This window comes from Microbulbifer regidiadema (SeqCode) (assembly GCF_052466995.1).
Window position 1 is genome coordinate 3,990,126 of the sequence record NZ_CP174297.1, and the last position, 14,875, is coordinate 4,005,000.

Below are 14,875 nucleotides of genomic sequence, written 5' to 3' on the forward strand. Positions count from 1 at the left end.
TCAGTCCTGTAGCAGCTGTGCGGCCTCTTCGGCAAAGTAGGTGAGGATGCCGTCGGCACCGGCGCGCTTGAACGCCAGCAGGGATTCCAGAATAACCGCCTCCCGCTTTAGCCAGCCATTGTCAAAGGCGGCGCAGTGCATGGCGTACTCCCCGCTCACCTGATAGGCGAACGTGGGCACCCGCAACTCCTCTTTTACCCGGCGCACTATATCCAGGTAGGGCATTCCGGGTTTTACCATCACCATATCCGCCCCCTCTTGCAGGTCGAGAGCGCACTCGTGCAGTGCCTCATCGGTATTGGCGGGGTCCATTTGGTAGCTGGCTTTATTGCCACCTTTCAAGTTGCCGGCGGAGCCCACCGCATCGCGGAAGGGGCCGTAGTAAGCGGAGGCATATTTAGCCGCGTAGGACATAATCAGGGTGTTGCTGTGGCCGGCGCTTTCGAGAGCATTGCGAATAGCGCCGATACGGCCGTCCATCATATCCGAGGGGGCCACCATATCGGCACCGGCAGCGGCGTGGGACAGGGCCTGCTGTACCAATACTTCAACGGTTTCGTCGTTGACGATATAACCGCTGTGGTCCATCAATCCATCCTGGCCGTGGCTGGTAAAGGGGTCCAGGGCCACGTCGGTGATAACCCCCAATTCCGGTACCGCATTTTTCAGTTCGCGAACAGCTCTTTGCGCCAAGCCATCGGCGTCGTGGGCGGCACTGGCACAGTCGGATTTTGCCGATGGGTCCACTACCGGAAACAGGGCTATGGCGGGAATGCCCAAGGCATGCACTGCCTTGGCTTTCTTGGCCAGCAAATCCACGCTCAGGCGTTCAACCCCCGGCATTGAGGCGACTTTTTGGGTTTCGTTGCGCCCCTCAATAACAAACAGTGGCAGGATCAAGTCGTCACTGCTCAACTGGGTTTCCCGCACCAGTCGACGGGAAAAATCCCTTGCACGCAGGCGACGTAAGCGAGTGTTGGGGTAGGCACCACGGCCGAAACTTTGGCTCATCGGGAAATTACTCCGGCTATCCATAGGGCCGCAGAAACCCCGCAGCCGCAACTGGCAGCCATCATATCAAATTGCCGCAATGGGTGATTTTCGATTGCTGGGGTAAAGTGGTTTAAAAATGGGGCTGATGTAAGTGCTTTACCAATAGTTTGCCGGCGGTTTCTATATGTTTTGCCAACAGTGCGGCGGCCTGGTCCCCATTTCCCTCTTGGATTGCTTTGAGAATTGCAAAGTGCTGGTCCTGACTGGTGCCCTGGTAATTCAGACCGTGGGACTGGTAGCCGATATAGCGCTCACATTGCCGGTGAAGGTGCTCGACGGTATTAAATAGTGTGGGTCTTGCAGCTGCCCGATAAATACAGGCATGGAACTCCCAATTCAGTTTTCCGATCTGCTCGGCGGAGAGTTCAGGTTTGGCTTGCATGGATTCCAGAATATCCCTGGCCCGCCCCAGGATCTCTCCATTGAGGCTTTCCAGTGCCAGGGATTGCAACAGCGGTTCCAGGCGCATGCGCATCAGGTAGAGGTCTTCCACTTCAATAGGATCAAACTGCGGCACTGCGACGCCGCGCTTGCCGTGTCCGGTTAACCAGCCCTCATTTTTCAATCTTTGTAGAGCGTCCCTAACCGGAATACGGCTCACTGAGTAAAGTTCGGCCAGTTCGACTTGTTTTAGCACTTGGCCGGTAGCGAAGCGGCCTCGCTGCAAATCCGCTTTGATTTTTTCGTAAAGGTTCATTAGGCCTTCATCTATTACCCTGTTTGAAAAACCAATAACAGCCCAGGCCACCGATTAGTCCCCAAAAAGCGGCACCGATTCCTAAAAAGCTAATGCCTGAGGCGCTGATAAGGAAGGTGATTAGCGCCGCCTCACGGTTTTCTGTGTCTGCGGTGGCACTTGCTAGGCAGTTGCCGAGTGTCCCAAGTAGAGCCAAGCCTGCGAGGCCGGCGATTAGTGCATTAGGGAAGTTACTGAATAATGCAACTACTGTGGCACCAGATAACCCTACCAGAAGGTAGAAAAAGCCTGCGGCAATTCCGGCGGTATAGCGCTTGTCCGGGTTGGGGTGGGCTTCGGGTCCAGTACAAATTGCTCCAGTAATTGACGCAAGGGTTAGGGTAAAGCCGCCAAAAGGGCTGAGTAGCAGGTTGGCTAATCCGGTTCCGCTGATCAGTGGAGAAACTGGAACTCGTTGGTAACCACTGGCGGCGAGAGTTGTTGCCCCAGGTAAGTATTGCGAAGTCATAGCGACGATAAATAGAGGAATACCAACACTGATTAGGGTTGAGAGATTGAATTCCGGAGTGACCCAAATGGGTTTCGGTGTTTGCCAGTGAATCTGATCAGGCGTGAATAGGCGCAGCTTCCAGCAGACAGCTATTCCACAGGCGAGAACCAAAATAATAGCGTAGCGAGGCATCCAACGGCGCCCTACTAAATAGGCTAGCAACATGGCACCTACTAGGATGGGTTGAGATTGTAGTGAGGTGAAAGTGCCGAGGCCGAACTGAAGCAATATGCCCGCTAACATAGCACCTGCAATTGGGCCTGGTACTAGCCTGGCTACCCGTTCAAAGGCTCCGGAAAGCCCTACCACAATGGTCAGTATGGCGCTGAAAAAAAATGCGCCGATGGCCTCGGCAATAGGAATGCCGCTCAGGCTGGTTGCCAGAAGCGCTGCGCCCGGTGTCGACCAAGCGGTAACAATCGGTGCGCGATAATACCAGGAAAAGAAGATACCTGAGAGCCCCATCCCCAATCCCAAAGCGCCAATCCAGGAGGCAATCATCGCCTCATCTGCGCCGGCTGCACGGGCTGCCTCAAACACAATGGCTACGGAGCTGGTCAGGGCGACCAGCACGGCGATAAAGCCGGCGCTGATCGTGGACAGGCTTGTATCGGAAAGCAGACTTCTCAAGATGTATACCTTTTTAAATTTTGTATACATTTTAATTTTGAGCCACAAAAGAGCAATACTTGCGCGGCAAAGTGTTGATTTAAATTACTTGGGGGAGGATGTGATACCGGGATGAAGTACAGGCACCCACCATGTGGTGGATGCCTTGGAGGGAAGGGTTAGCCGAGACGGGCGAAGACGCGTTCAGCGGCGGCGATTGTGGCCTCAATATCCTCATCGGTATGGGCTGCGGACATAAAGCCTGCCTCATAGGAGGCCGGTGCCAGGTAGACACCTTCTTCCAGCATGCCGTGGAAGAAACGATTAAAGCGCTCGTTATCGCAGGCCATTACCTGCTGATAGTTAGTTACTTTAGGCTCTTCGGTGAAGAAGAAGCCGAACATGGTGCCGGCCTTGTTGGCGGTAATTGGGATACCTGCGGCTTTACCGGCTGCCAGGATGCCCTCTACCAAGCGGTCGGTTTTGGCAATTAAAGGCTCGTAGAAGGCGGGTTCTTCCACCAAACGCAGGGTTTCCAAGCCCGCGACCATAGCCACAGGGTTACCGGACAGGGTGCCCGCCTGGTAAACCGGACCCAGAGGAGCGATTTGTTCCATGATCTCGCGTTTACCGCCAAAGGCGCCCACCGGCATACCGCCGCCGATCACTTTGCCGAGGGTGGTGATATCTGCCTCGATACCGTAGAAGCCCTGGGCTCCGGTCAAGCTCACGCGGAAGCCGGTCATCACCTCATCGAGAATCAACAGGGCGCCGTGCTGGTCGCAAACCTCGCGCAGGGTTTCCAGGAAGCCGGGTACCGGCGGAATGCAGTTCATATTGCCGGCAACGGGCTCGACGATGATACAGGCGATTTGATCGCCCAACTCTTCGAAGCAGCTACGTACGCTATCGGCATCGTTGTAGCTCAAAGTGATGGTGTGATCCGCCAGGGCGGCGGGAACGCCGGGAGAAGAGGGTACACCCATGGTCAGGGCACCGGAGCCGGCCTTAACCAGCAGGGAGTCGGAGTGACCGTGGTAGCAGCCCTCGAATTTCACAATCTTGTCGCGCCCGGTAAATCCACGCGCCAGGCGAATGGCGCTCATGGTGGCCTCGGTGCCGGAGTTGACGAAGCGCACCAGGTCCATATTCGGCCACAGGCGGCAGAGTTCTTCGGCCAGCTCGGTTTCCAGCTCGGTTGGCGCACCGAAGCTCAGTCCGGACTGGGCCTGCTCTACCACGGCCTCAATCACCTCGGGGTGTGCGTGGCCCAGTACCATGGGTCCCCAGGATTGCACGTAGTCGATGTAGCGTTTCTCGTCGGCATCGTAGAGGTAGGCGCCTTCGGCACGGCGGATAAACACCGGGGTACCGCCGACTGCGCGAAAAGCCCGTACCGGAGAGTTAACGCCGCCGGGAATGTACTGCTGTGCTTCTGCGAAGAGCTGCTCGGATTTACTCATAAACTTATTTCAGGTTTTGTAAAAAGGGCCTGGGGGCATTATCGCGGGGGTGGCGTCTGAGGACAATGTATAGATTGGCGACGAGCGGTCACAGACTGTGTGGACAGAGGACTCACCGTTGTGGAAACGGTGAGATCGCTCGGGAGGGGGAGAATTTGTACCGGCAGCCCAAGCTTAGCGTTCGCACCAGAACAGCCGGTTGGGGATCGGCCTTCCCATTCCCAGGCGGCGGCTGTCCTTAATTGCACTCCAGGCGTACTGCTGGCTGCGGGTAACGGCTTCGATAATAGTCAGGCCGTGGGCGATATGGCAGGCGATGGCGGTAGAGAGGGTGCCGCAGACCCCGTAGGCCGCTGGCTGTAAACGCTCCCATTTAAATTCCCGGTTCAGGCCGCGCTCATCGTAGAGCCGGTTTTGCAGCTGTTGCTCGTGGGGCACGCCGGTCAGCAGCAGATAGCGACAGCCGGATTCGAGGATTTCCTGGGCCATGGCGTCGAGCACATCGGCTTCAACGGCCATGGCGCGGGCCTCCCTGCGGTTGGGGCAGACCATAGTTGCCTTGGGTAGCAACAGCGACACCATGGCCTCCCACAGAGGTGGGGCGAGCACGCTCTCCTTGTCGGCCAGGGTGGCATCGGGATCTATAACAACGGGAATATCCGGGTAGTCGTGAAGCACGCTGTGCAGCGCACGCACATTCTCCACGGAGCCCAGGTAGCCGACCTTGATCGCGGCGACCGGCATATCCTCCAAAACGGCCCGGGTTTGCTCTATAAGCAGGCTGTCATCGACTGGGGCGACCCCCAGCAGCTCACCGGTATTGCACACGCTGATGGCGGTAACTGCCGAGGCCGCATGGCAACCGAGACTGACCGCCGTCTCAGTATCTGCGGCAATGCCGGCACTGCCGCTGGGATCGTGGTGAGTAACGGTCAGAATAACGGGCTGAGGTGTATCCATAAGTGCTCTACATGACGGCCATTAGCTGTGCGCCTAATTCTAGTTGCTGAGCGCCTTGGGTAAGGAATGAATACGCGCCAAATTAAAATGGCTTTACCACAACCAAAATAACGATGGCGACCAGTGCAACCGCTGGGAGCTCGTTAAATATTAGGAAGTAGCGGCGGCTGCGGGTAACGCTGCCCTGAGCAAACTTGCGAACATAAGCGCCGCAAATATGGTGAAAACCGAGCAGTAGCACCACAAAAGTGAGTTTCGCGTGCATCCAGCCGGCAGAGCTGTAATAGGCCGGGTTCAAACTGTAGAGCCAAATGCCCAGAGCCAGGGTTGTGAGCATTGAGGGAATGGCAATGCCGCGATAGAGGCGGCGCTCCATAATACAGAAGCGGTCGCGGCTGACGGCATCAGTGGCATCGACGTGATAGACAAACAGTCGCGGCAGATAAAAAAGTGCGGCAAACCAGCACACCATCGCAATAATGTGAAAAGCCTTGATCCACAGCATGGAAAGTCCCCTTGCAAGAAACGGGAAGAGAAATTACTTCCGGTAAAAATTGTTAATTTGTAGCGGCAGAATAATGCCCGCCGTGCGATTGTCCAGAGAGCCGCTTTTGTGGCGGCAGATATACAGGCCATCGGCCCCACTTTTTTCCAGTTTCTGCGAGGCCTCAAGCATGGTGGCGCGCCAACTTAGAGAGGCCAGCTGCCGGCGTTCGCCGGGCAACCTCAGTAAATCGATAATATCTTCCGGATTTTTTACTGTTTCCGGCACTGGGGAGGTGCTGTTGTTATCGGCGATTGCCTCTTTAGGGACTCCGCGCAGGAAGGTGGCCAAGTCCGCAGCGCGCAGTAATTGCGGGGCTGGCTCCTGGGGTAAATCAATCAATATCCACTGGGGGTGTCTTTGAATTAAGGCTTTTGCCGTCGCCCGGCTAATTTCCCGGGGGGTTACTACAAAATTCTGATCCATTTCACTGGCAACTCCGACGCTGCTCAACATCTGCTGCCGCCAACTTGGCATTCCCGCTTTATTGAGTGCCCGCAGTGTCTCCTGATAGAGGCCGTTGGTGGAAAAGAGTTGGCGGCTCACTAGTGTGGCCACCACAATCATCATCATGCCGGGGAATAAAATATGTGGGTTATAAGTGAGCTCCAAAATTGCCAGTAGCGCAGCTAGAGGGGCATTGAGCATGGCGGCCATCATCGCCGCCATACCCACCATGGCATAAAATCCCGGGCTCGCCGTATGCACGCCCAGCCACGCGTTGGCCAGGACGCCGGCGATGCCGCCAACACAGGCACCGATAATCAGACTGGGGCCGATTACGCCGCCGGGAATACCGAGCCCCGCGCCGAAGGCGGTTGCCATTAATTTCGCTGCGACAATCATTACCAGGCTCGCGATCCCCAGCTCCCCCAGCATTGCCAGTTGCAAGGTGTCGTACCCGGCGCCGAGAATTTCCGGCACCCAGATACCCAGGGTGCCAGTGATCAGCCCCACCAGAAGCAGGCGCAGCAGCGGAGAGTGTCGCTGCTGGGGAATTAAAACCCGCTGGGAGCGGATAAATAATCCGGCCAGCGCGCCAATAACCAGAGCACAGAGGAAAAGTAGCGGCAGTTCGGTGAAGGAGTTGAGCTGAATCGCCGGCACATTAAAGTCCGGTTGGCTGCCGAAAGTCAGCTGGGTGATAGCGCTGCCGGCAACCGCTGCCAGCATAACCGGTAAAAAGCCCGCTACGGTATATTCGAGCATCACCACTTCCATGGCGAATACCACCCCGGCCAAGGGGGTGTTAAATGAGGCGGCAATGGCGGCGGCGACACCACACCCCAATAGGTTGCGACCGGAGTTGTTGGGCAGCCGTAGTGCCTTTGCCAGCCAGCTGCCACTGGCAGCTCCCAGGTGCACCGCTGGGCCCTCGCGTCCCACCGAGTGGCCGCTGATCAATATCACCGCACCGGCAACAAATTGCAGCAGAGCATTTTGTATCGGCATTTGTCCCTGGTGGTTGTACAGCCGGTCGAGAACGTGAACGACCCCCGCTTGGCGGCGGCTGGGGTTGAGGAATAGGTAGATACTTCCCACCACCAGGGAGCCGATCACCGGCAGGGCAAAACGCCAGAGGGGGGGCAGGGATTCGTAATTTTGTGGAATCGACAAAAATAAGGCGGTGGGCCACTCCGTCGCCAAGCGGAAAAATACGGTAACGCCGCCGGCCAGGATACCGGTAATCAGGGCCATTCCCAGCAGGGGGGCTAAAGCGTCCCTGGATGAGAGCCGCAGGCGCATACTTTCCAGGTGGCCGCGCCAGGGCAAATACCGAGAAAATGATTTTTTCAGCAGGTTACTGGGGCGCTGTGACACTACACATCCTTAAAGTGCTGGGGCTTGTGGTAGAGTGCCTGTCTGGTTTTATAGGTTTTACGATGACTGTCCCAGTTGGCAGATATACCGGAGATTTTAGCAAGGTGATAAAAGTAGCGATTGTCGGGGGCACCGGCTATACCGGGGTGGAATTACTTCGGCTTCTCTCAACACATCCACAAGCGGAAGTCACCGCGATCACCTCGCGCTCGCTGAATGGTACCCCGGTTGCCGAGCTTTTCCCTAGTCTGCGAGGGCACTCGTCGCTGTCTTTTTGCAGCCCGGATATCGAACAGCTGGCGGATTGTGATGTTGTGTTCTTCGCCACGCCCCACGGAGTTGCCCAGGCCCAGGTGCCAGCGCTGATTGCGCGCGGAGTTCGGGTGATCGATTTATCTGCCGATTTTCGCCTCAGGGATATCCCTACCTGGGAGCAGTGGTACGGCCAGGCCCACGCTGCTCCCGAGCTGGCGCAGAGCGCGGTTTACGGTTTGCCAGAAGTGAACCGGGAGCAGATTGCCGGGGCGCAGTTGATCGCCTGCCCCGGCTGTTACCCCACGGCAATTCAGCTGGGCTGGATACCGCTGTTGGAAAAGGGCTTGGTTGAGCCCGGCGAACTGATTGCCAGCGCGGCCAGTGGTATCAGCGGCGCGGGGCGGCAGGGCAAGACCGACTTGATTATGGCTGAGAACAGCGACAATTTCCGCGCTTATTCTGCGGCTGGGCATCGCCACTTACCCGAGATCGAGCAGGGTCTCCGCCGGGTGCAGAGCGCTGAATCCTCTCCGGCACAGGTAACTTTTGTCCCTCACTTACTGCCGATGATTCGCGGTATCCACGCGACTTTATTCGCTCGATCGGCGGGCAGGGCTGACGCCGGTGAGCTTCAGCAGATTTTTGCAGAGCGCTATAAAAATGAGCCCTTCGTGGATGTGATGCCGGCGGGCAGCCACCCTCAGACGCGCACGGTCAGGGGAACCAATATGTGTCGCATCTCAGTGCTGCAACCCCAGGAGCGGGATACGGTATTGGTTTTATCGGTTATTGATAACCTGGCCAAGGGCGCATCGGCCCAGGCAATCCAAAATATGAATATTATGTTTGGCTTAACTGAGACGTTGGGCCTGGATAGCCCGGCACTGCTGCCTTAGAATCGGGTGTTTCCCGACAATCGATAAATCCCGGATAAGACTTAGCAGATTTCATGGTGCTCAAAGTTAAAGGCAGCAAGCAGTACCGCATGAAAGTGGTGCCCGATAAACCCTTCTCTGGTGTGATCGCCATAGTGGGGGTCGTTTTTTTATTATTGATTACCTCGGCAGCTTCCTATTTTGCCGGGCAGTATCAGTTGCGCCAGAGCCTCGAGCGCAAGACACAGGAGCATACGCAGGCGCTCGATCGCCTCACCGCACTGCAGGGCGAAAATGAATCCCTGCGCATGCGGGTGGCCACAGCCGAGCAGTCGCTGACCATCGGTGAGCAGGCGAGCGAGTCGGTGCGTGCGGAATTGGTGCAGAAAGAAAGCCAGATTGCCGAGTTAAAACAGGAAATCTCTTTCTATCGCGGTGTTATGGCGCCGGAAGAGGGCGGTGAGAGGGTGTCCATCGGACGATTTATCCTCTCGCAAACCAGCGATCCCAAAAATTACCAATACAAGTTACAGGTCAAGCAGTCCGCAGCGCGTCGGGATATTGTCAAAGGCAGCGCCACATTTACTGTAGTGGGGCGCCAGGACGGGGAGCCGAAGAGCTATCCGCTGAAGGAACTGTCGGAACAGGTGGACAGTGAGTCGATTCAGCTGCGTTTTAAATATTTTCAGAATATCGAGGGGGAGCTGCGCTTGCCGGAGGGTTTTGTGCCCGAAGGCGTGGAGCTGTCGCTTAAATCTTCTGGGCGCAAGGGCTTCAATATTGAGCAGCGCTACGGTTGGTTGGTACAGGAAAGTTAGCATAGGTGCCAAAGGCACGAGGGTTTGGGGATTATGTTAAGAAAAAAAGAGAAGCAGATAACTATGGCCAATACCGGTAGTAACCACACCACATTGATTGCGCGCCAGACGGAGATCAGCGGTGATATCCATTTCCGTGGCAGCCTGGTCATTGAGGGTAAGGTGCGCGGCAATATTACCGCTCACAGCGATAGCGATGCGCGCCTGCAAATTGTGGATGGCGGTGTCGTCGAGGGTGAAGTACGCGTACCCCAGGTGGTGATTAACGGCAATGTCAAAGGCGACGTGTTTGCCGCGCGCCATTTGGAACTCGCCGCCAAGGCCATGGTGGAGGGCAATGTGCACTACAAACTGATCGAAATGCTGAAAGGTGCCCAGGTCAACGGAGCCCTTGTCCCCAACGCAGACCTGAGCGGAGTCGGTGAGCCCCATATGCTCGGCTACGCTGAAGGCGAGACAGTTATCGAGGCATCCTAGGCCCGAGGGCAGATAGCGGCACTTTGTTGTGCCGGCCTATCTGCCGGTTAATACTTGACTGAATTGCTAGGTTTAAGCAAGATGACGCCCCCGGGGCTGCACTCGTTATAACTTTTATACGAGCGGTGAATGTCCCGATGAGTTGAGAGAGACTTATGTCAGAAGCTGTATCCTTTTCTCCTGCGCCACTCGTGGTCACAGACAAGGCTGTGGCCAAGGTAAAAAGCCTGTTGGAAGAGGAGGGCAACCCGGAGCTAAAGCTCAGGGTGTTCGTGACCGGAGGCGGCTGCTCCGGTTTCCAATACGGTTTTACCTTCGATGAATTGGTTGCTGAAGATGATGCCATCATAGAAAAAGATGGCATTGAGGTATTGGTTGACGCGATGAGCTACCCCTATCTGGTGGGCGCCAACGTAGACTATGAAGAGGGCCTGTCCGGCTCCCGCTTCGTGGTGCAAAACCCCAACGCCTCCTCCACTTGTGGATGTGGTTCCTCTTTCTCTATTTGAGGAACTCCGGCCCGCCCTTATGCTTTAGGGCGGGTAAATAGCCCCTAAAACTGCCTCTTTCTGTGCACCGGTAACCCCCGGGCAATTTCCCGGCAGTCCCCTCAATGTTTGGCGGGCCAGCCAGGCAAACCCCACCGCTTCGAGCCAGTCCGCATCAATGCCATAGCTTCCGGTATCGTTGATAGACCAGGTGGGCAAGCGGCGCTGTAGCCGTGCAATCAAATCCTTATTTTTTGCCCCGCCGCCGCAGGTCAGTAGTTCGCCTCCCTCTGCAAAGTTGTGCACGGCATCGGCGATGCTGGCAGCGGTTACCTCAGACAGCGTTGCCTGAATATCTACCGGGGCCAACTCCAAACCGGTATAGGCCTGTTCGAGCCAACTGGGGTTAAAGGTTTCGCGGCCGGTACTCTTGGGCGGCGCGGCGGCGAAGTAGGGGTCGGCAAGCAGGCGGTTCAGTAGCTCGGGGCTGGCGCGACCGCGTGCGGCCCAGTCCCCATTGCGGTCGTAGGGCTGGTTTTTATGCAGCTGTACCCAGTAGTCGAGCAGCACATTGCCGGGGCCTGTGTCATAGCCGTAAACCTGGCCGTCGGCGGTCAGTTCGGTGATATTGGCCATGCCCCCGATATTGATGACGGCACGATTTCCATCCGTTTTAAAAGCGGCCTGGTGAAATGCCGGCATTAACGGCGCCCCCTGGCCGCCGAGAGCGATATCCCGGCGGCGGAAGTCCGCGACAGTACAGATACCGGTCAGCGTCGAGATGGTGTTGGGGTCGCCGAGCTGTAAGGTGAAGGGGGTAGTCACTGTGCCCGGGGGGCGGTGGCGCACGGTTTGGCCGTGACTGCCTATGGCGGTGACAGAGCGGCCCTCAATGCCGGCTCGGGCTAACAGGGTATTGGTGGCCTCGGCAAAAACCTGCCCCAGTTTTCGGTCCAGCTGCCCGGCGCGATCCAGCTCTGAGGGACCGGGGGCACACAGGCCCAGGATCGCTTCGCGCAGCCCGCTGTGAATTGGGTGGGCAAGTGCAGCCAGAATACGGGGGGTCATAGCTTCTTCATCGCCAAAATCGACCAGCACCGCATCGATCGAATCGACACTGGTGCCGGACATCAGGCCGATAAACAGATCGGGCATAGTGTCGCTGCTTATTGTGGGCTTTCTTCGTCCAGTTGGGCCAGTGCCGGCCCCTGGAAGTTCTCTAATTTTGCCAGGAGTGGCTGTGTCTGGTTCTTAAAGCGAATCATCTCAGAAGTGGGCACGGACTTCGCCTTGGGCAGCTTGCGCACAATGGTGGCGGGATTGCGGTGGCGACCATCCACTAGGAACTCATAGTGCAGGTGTGGGCCGGTGGCATAGCCGGTGGAGCCGACCGTGCCAATCACCTGGCGCTGCTTAACCCGTTGGCCTTTTTTGACCTTGCGCTTGGTCAGGTGGAGGTAGCGGGTGACATAGCGCTCGCCGTGCTGGATAAACACATAGTTGCCGTTGGGCTTGCTATAGCCCGATGCAATAACCCGCCCATCGCCTGTGGCGTAGACTGGGGTGCCCCGTGGCGCGGCGTAGTCGGTACCGTTGTGAGGGCGACGGGATTTGAACACCGGGTGCAGGCGGCTCGGATTGAAGTGAGAGCTAATACGCACTATATCCAGCGGTGTGCGGATAAACGCCTTGCGCATACTCTTGCCTTCCGGCGTGTAGTAGTTGGCGTCACCGCTGTTATCCACATAGCGCACCGCACTATAAGTTTTTCCCTGATTGGTGAAGCTGACCGCCAGAATGGGGCCATTGCCAATTTTTTCCCCATCCAGAAACTGCTCTTCGAACATCACGCTAAAGTGATCGCCTTTGCGGATATCCAGGGCAAAATCGATATCAGAGCTGAATACGTCAGCCATCTCCATTATCAGATTGTCGCTCAGGCCCGCATCACTGCCGGCCAGGAACAGGGAGCTGTCGATTTTGGCTTGTCGATAGGCAGGGTGACTATCAGGTTCGCGAGTTATCAGCGCGTGTTCGAACTTATCTTCCTCTGTGCGGGTAAATTCCACCTGGTTGAGGCGATCCCGCTGTAATTTCAGCGAGCGCAATTGGCCATCGCTATCGGTTTTAAACGTCAGCTCTTCTCCCGGGGTGAGGCGAGCCAACTGTTTTGCCTCTTTGCCACTGCCGAGGAGTTGGTACATTTCCTTGGCGCTTACTTTGGCGCGCTCGAATAGGTCTGACAGCGTATCTCCGCGGCGCACTTCAAGGCTCAACGATTTGACCGCCTCAACACTGACATTAAGCAGTGGGGTTTCCGCAGGTGTATAAGTGAGGGCGGGTTTGCTTTCGACCTTATCGCTGTCTGCTACCGCCGAGAGCTTGACCGGCAGTGATGTGCGCTTGGAGGAAACTTCCGGAGTGGGAATAAGTACGGCCAGTATCAGGATAAAGGCGGCAACGCCGGCGATCAGTGCGTGAGCGCGGGGGAAATGCTGGGGTAAGCCACCTATACGGAGGCCTGTACTCGATTTACGGTGATTTTGCATGGCGTTAGCGGGTGGTACTGGCGGTCATTGTTATCTGTGCTTGAAAAACTGAGTGTCTAAAAAACAAGCACCGGAGGGGCTTTATAGCAAAAAAGCCGCCTTGGTTCACCAGATAATTGACACGTCTTTGCACAGTTTGGTTCCTCACGAATTTTACTTTTAGTGCGGATACAAGGCTGCTGTATGCTTGTATTTGCCGCAAACTTCGGTAATGTTGCAGCGCATTTTGCCGCCGGTAGGCGGTGTTAATTTCAAGCCTAAATATGAGGGGAAAGTATGGCTGGGGTCGACATGACACTGCTTGAAGACTTGGACCGTCGCGGATTAATCAATCAAGCGACTGGTGACGGCGAACTGACGCAGCATTTGTCGGAGAGTCGAACCCTGTATTGTGGCTTTGATCCCACCGCAGATTCCCTCCATATAGGTAGTTTAGTACCGCTGCTGACCTTAAAGCGGTTTCAGGCAGCGGGGCATAAGCCGATCGCTCTGGTTGGCGGCGCCACCGGCCTGATCGGTGACCCCTCGTTTAAGGCGCAGGAGCGCAGCCTAAACACTCCCGATGTCGTTGCGGGTTGGGTAGATAAACTCAAAGGCCAGGTCTCCCAATTTATCAATTTTGATTGCGGGGAAAACAGTGCCATTGTCGCCAATAATCTCGATTGGACTCGCGAGCTAAACGTGCTGGATTTTTTGCGCGATGTCGGCAAGCACTTCTCTGTAAACAATATGGTTAACAAGGAGTCTGTTAAGCAGCGTATTCAGCGTGAAGGTGAGGGCATTTCCTTTACCGAGTTTTCCTACATGCTGCTTCAGTCGATGGACTTTTCCGAACTGTATAAGTTGCACGATTGCACCCTACAGATCGGCGGTTCGGACCAGTGGGGCAATATTACCGGTGGTGTCGACCTGACGCGCCGCCAGCATCGCGGCAAGGTTTTTGGTTTGACCCTGCCCCTGGTGACTAAGGCGGATGGCACCAAGTTTGGCAAAACGGAAAGTGGCACCATTTGGCTCGACCCAAAGCGTACCAGCCCCTACGCTTTCTATCAGTTTTGGTTAAACACCGCAGATGCGGATGTTTATAAGTTCCTGCGCTACTTTACCTTCCTCAGCGTGGATGAAATTGACGGAATAGAAACGGCCGATCGCGAGCGCGCCGGTAGACCTGAAGCCCAGGCAATTCTGGCCCGTGAAGTAACTCGCTTGGTACACGGCGAGGAGGGTTTGGTTGCCGCTGAGCGTATTTCCCAGGCGCTTTTCTCTGGAGATATTGTCGATTTGTCTGCCAGTGACTTGGAGCAGTTGCGCCTGGACGGCCTGCCCTCATCGGTACTTCCACAAGATTTCGGCGAGCAGAGCCTGATTAACTTGCTGGTAGATGCCGGCATGGCGCCTTCCGGTAAGCCGGTAAAGGATGCCTTGGGGCGCAATGCGGTATTGGTTAACGGTGAGGCCGTTGGCATGAGTGCCAATGCAGAGCCCGCTTCAGTATTTAGTCGCAATAAAGCACTGAGTGACAGTTACTTTATCGTGCGTCTGGGCAAGAAAAAGTACCACCTGTTTACCCTCGAGGGTTGACGGTTTTTTGAGCGCTTTTGTGCAGGGAAAACTTTTTTACAGGTTTGTCACAAAAGTGCTTGCCGAGCCCCCGGGAAGTCCGTATAGTTCGCCTCCTCGCTGCTCAGGCAGCAGCGGGAAAGCAGCTCTAAGTCA

The 14,875-nt window shown here is 56.1% G+C and carries 14 protein-coding genes; 5 read left to right on the forward strand and 9 right to left on the reverse strand.

Features of this window, described 5'->3' with window-relative positions:
- From hemB to ACJJIK_RS17405, 7 genes are all read right to left on the reverse strand, one after another.
- Positions 1-1,011 (reverse strand): porphobilinogen synthase, encoded by a 1,011-nt coding sequence (gene hemB, locus ACJJIK_RS17375; protein WP_444943454.1) that lies wholly within the window; start codon positions 1,009-1,011, stop codon positions 1-3.
- A gap of 112 nt (positions 1,012-1,123) precedes the next feature.
- The gene (locus ACJJIK_RS17380; RefSeq protein ID WP_444943455.1) at positions 1,124-1,750 is read right to left on the reverse strand and encodes a GntR family transcriptional regulator; all 627 of its coding nucleotides are present in this window, start codon (positions 1,748-1,750) and stop codon (positions 1,124-1,126) included.
- A 7-nt stretch (positions 1,751-1,757) separates the two neighbouring features.
- Positions 1,758-2,930: a benzoate/H(+) symporter BenE family transporter gene (locus ACJJIK_RS17385; protein WP_444929536.1), complete on the reverse strand. Its 1,173-nt coding sequence runs from the start codon at positions 2,928-2,930 to the stop codon at positions 1,758-1,760.
- Between the two features lie 158 nt (positions 2,931-3,088).
- The gene (gene hemL / locus ACJJIK_RS17390) at positions 3,089-4,372 is read right to left on the reverse strand and encodes a glutamate-1-semialdehyde 2,1-aminomutase (RefSeq protein WP_444929537.1); all 1,284 of its coding nucleotides are present in this window, start codon (positions 4,370-4,372) and stop codon (positions 3,089-3,091) included.
- Between the two features lie 174 nt (positions 4,373-4,546).
- On the reverse strand, positions 4,547-5,332 hold the full coding sequence (gene thiD / locus ACJJIK_RS17395; RefSeq protein ID WP_444929538.1) for a bifunctional hydroxymethylpyrimidine kinase/phosphomethylpyrimidine kinase: 786 nt from the start codon (positions 5,330-5,332) through the stop codon (positions 4,547-4,549).
- Positions 5,333-5,414: 82 nt separating this feature from the next.
- On the reverse strand, positions 5,415-5,837 hold the full coding sequence (gene hemJ / locus ACJJIK_RS17400) for a protoporphyrinogen oxidase HemJ (protein ID WP_444929539.1): 423 nt from the start codon (positions 5,835-5,837) through the stop codon (positions 5,415-5,417).
- A gap of 33 nt (positions 5,838-5,870) precedes the next feature.
- The gene (locus ACJJIK_RS17405) at positions 5,871-7,697 is read right to left on the reverse strand and encodes a chloride channel protein (RefSeq protein WP_444943456.1); all 1,827 of its coding nucleotides are present in this window, start codon (positions 7,695-7,697) and stop codon (positions 5,871-5,873) included.
- A 104-nt stretch (positions 7,698-7,801) separates the two neighbouring features.
- Here ACJJIK_RS17405 and argC point away from each other — a divergent pair, with 104 nt between their 5' ends.
- The 4 genes from argC (at position 7,802) to erpA (ending at position 10,631) form a co-directional block, all read left to right on the forward strand.
- Complete coding sequence (gene argC / locus ACJJIK_RS17410; RefSeq protein WP_444945082.1) at positions 7,802-8,848, forward strand: N-acetyl-gamma-glutamyl-phosphate reductase; 1,047 nt, start codon at positions 7,802-7,804, stop codon at positions 8,846-8,848.
- A 53-nt stretch (positions 8,849-8,901) separates the two neighbouring features.
- A complete protein-coding gene (locus ACJJIK_RS17415) occupies positions 8,902-9,645 on the forward strand; it encodes a DUF6776 family protein (protein ID WP_444943457.1) in 744 nt (247 codons plus the stop codon).
- A gap of 33 nt (positions 9,646-9,678) precedes the next feature.
- Complete coding sequence (locus ACJJIK_RS17420) at positions 9,679-10,122, forward strand: bactofilin family protein (RefSeq protein WP_444929542.1); 444 nt, start codon at positions 9,679-9,681, stop codon at positions 10,120-10,122.
- Between the two features lie 155 nt (positions 10,123-10,277).
- Positions 10,278-10,631: an iron-sulfur cluster insertion protein ErpA gene (erpA, locus tag ACJJIK_RS17425; RefSeq protein WP_444929543.1), complete on the forward strand. Its 354-nt coding sequence runs from the start codon at positions 10,278-10,280 to the stop codon at positions 10,629-10,631.
- 24 nt (positions 10,632-10,655) lie between these two features.
- On the opposite strand, the gene ACJJIK_RS17430 is transcribed toward erpA, so the two are convergent.
- Positions 10,656-11,765, reverse strand: coding sequence for an anhydro-N-acetylmuramic acid kinase (locus ACJJIK_RS17430; protein ID WP_444943458.1), 1,110 nt, complete (start codon positions 11,763-11,765; stop codon positions 10,656-10,658).
- A gap of 11 nt (positions 11,766-11,776) precedes the next feature.
- Entirely contained in the window at positions 11,777-13,159 is a 1,383-nt protein-coding gene (locus ACJJIK_RS17435; RefSeq protein ID WP_444943459.1) for an OapA family protein, read from the reverse strand.
- Between the two features lie 276 nt (positions 13,160-13,435).
- Here ACJJIK_RS17435 and tyrS point away from each other — a divergent pair, with 276 nt between their 5' ends.
- Positions 13,436-14,740 carry a tyrosine--tRNA ligase gene (gene tyrS / locus ACJJIK_RS17440; RefSeq protein WP_444943460.1) on the forward strand — a complete coding sequence of 435 codons (1,305 nt, stop codon included), beginning with the start codon at positions 13,436-13,438 and terminating at the stop codon, positions 14,738-14,740.
- The last annotated feature ends 135 nt before the right edge of the window (positions 14,741-14,875 follow it).

Coding starts and splice junctions, on each gene's coding strand:
- ACJJIK_RS17415 (WP_444943457.1), top strand. CDS start 8,902: ATGGTGCTCAAAGTTAAAGGCAGCAAGCAGTACCGCATGAAAGTGGTG.
- ACJJIK_RS17430 (WP_444943458.1), bottom strand. CDS start 11,765: ATGCCCGATCTGTTTATCGGCCTGATGTCCGGCACCAGTGTCGATTCG.
- hemL (WP_444929537.1), bottom strand. CDS start 4,372: ATGAGTAAATCCGAGCAGCTCTTCGCAGAAGCACAGCAGTACATTCCC.
- ACJJIK_RS17420 (WP_444929542.1), top strand. CDS start 9,679: ATGTTAAGAAAAAAAGAGAAGCAGATAACTATGGCCAATACCGGTAGT.
- hemB (WP_444943454.1), bottom strand. CDS start 1,011: ATGAGCCAAAGTTTCGGCCGTGGTGCCTACCCCAACACTCGCTTACGT.
- tyrS (WP_444943460.1), top strand. CDS start 13,436: ATGGCTGGGGTCGACATGACACTGCTTGAAGACTTGGACCGTCGCGGA.
- ACJJIK_RS17380 (WP_444943455.1), bottom strand. CDS start 1,750: ATGAACCTTTACGAAAAAATCAAAGCGGATTTGCAGCGAGGCCGCTTC.
- ACJJIK_RS17435 (WP_444943459.1), bottom strand. CDS start 13,159: ATGCAAAATCACCGTAAATCGAGTACAGGCCTCCGTATAGGTGGCTTA.
- thiD (WP_444929538.1), bottom strand. CDS start 5,332: ATGGATACACCTCAGCCCGTTATTCTGACCGTTACTCACCACGATCCC.
- hemJ (WP_444929539.1), bottom strand. CDS start 5,837: ATGCTGTGGATCAAGGCTTTTCACATTATTGCGATGGTGTGCTGGTTT.
- erpA (WP_444929543.1), top strand. CDS start 10,278: ATGTCAGAAGCTGTATCCTTTTCTCCTGCGCCACTCGTGGTCACAGAC.